Origin of the sequence: Paraburkholderia sp. EG304 (assembly GCF_046543485.1) — a bacterium.
In the GTDB taxonomy this organism is placed as follows: domain Bacteria; phylum Pseudomonadota; class Gammaproteobacteria; order Burkholderiales; family Burkholderiaceae; genus Paraburkholderia; species Paraburkholderia youngii.
In genome coordinates this window covers 1-1,031 of the sequence record NZ_JBKGUA010000237.1, presented here as the reverse complement: position 1 = coordinate 1,031, position 1,031 = coordinate 1, and the positions used below count along the sequence as shown (strand labels likewise).

The following is a 1,031-nucleotide window of genomic DNA, read 5'->3' as shown; positions in this document are numbered from 1 at the left end:
AGCGCGCAATCTCGCCGTCGCGTTCGAGCATTACAACGAGCAGCACCCTCATAGCGCGCTGAAGTACCGCTCGCCACGCGAGTTCAGGCGCACAACCGATTCATCAACTCAAGTGTGAGGCGGTGTCGGAGGTGCAGGGGCAAATCCACTCCCGTCGCTCTTGCCACTTGGCGTTTGCTCTTTGAATGCGACGCTCGTGCGGCTGATGTGATAGGGCATACTGGTAATTTTAGAGGGTTCTTGATTGGCCAAGACGTGTGGAAACCCATTGCTAGGACAGGCTTGAGAATGTTGCGGTCTTCGGGCTTTGAAAGAATCTGATCCCAGTCAAATGCTACTAAGGCATCTGCTTGTATCCTGTGCTTGCAGCGGGCGATTATTCTCGCTCTGCTCACTGCGAAGCTTTTTTGCGGGTCGTCAGAATTCCTGAAGGACCTCACGTTTTTTTTCCGGATTTCCGATCAAATGCGAGAAGAGAATCAGCTTCGACCTGGGCATTATCGACATATCATGCCTCTGCCGGTGACCACCTGATCCGGACCGTCGGGCTTTTACGATGGGCGGTTCCGCAAGTGCGGCCACTTTCACAAGGTCAAAACACGAGATTGCTCCCTTGCATTCTATTCCGTGACCGCCAGACAGTTGTTCCGGAAGCCAGAGAGACCTTGTCGACTACTTGGAGGCCCCCATGGAGGAACGGCCGGGCATCGGTCCAGTTTGCGACTTGATGCCGCGATGGCCTTCTCGATCATAACGTTCAAGTACTTCAATGCGGCCGACCGTTTCGAACTGCTCTACGTGTCGCGCCTGCGCCGGCAGATCCCCGCTGGTTGCAGTGCGACGATTTCTAGAGCGTGTTAGGAACTTTGAAGACTGGCACGGCGCTAACAAGCATGAGCATTGAGAAGACGACAAAATGAAGCCCGGCGAGAGTTTCGGGGAGCCGTTCATAGTCACGTGCGAGACGCCGGAAACGGTTGAGCCAGCCAAAGCTGCGCTCGACCACCCACCGCCGGGGGAGCAGAACGAAA

The 1,031-nt window shown here is 55.4% G+C and carries 2 protein-coding genes; one reads left to right on the top strand and one right to left on the bottom strand.

Features of this window, described 5'->3' with window-relative positions; genetic code table 11:
• A partial coding sequence (locus tag ACLFKU_RS43580) for an integrase core domain-containing protein (RefSeq protein WP_410853374.1) occupies nucleotides 1-118 on the top strand: 118 nt, incomplete at its 5' end.
• Between the two features lie 729 nt (nucleotides 119-847).
• Here ACLFKU_RS43580 and ACLFKU_RS43575 read toward each other — a convergent pair.
• Nucleotides 848-1,031: transposase (locus ACLFKU_RS43575; RefSeq protein WP_410853373.1), on the bottom strand; the 184-nt coding region annotated here is incomplete at its 5' end.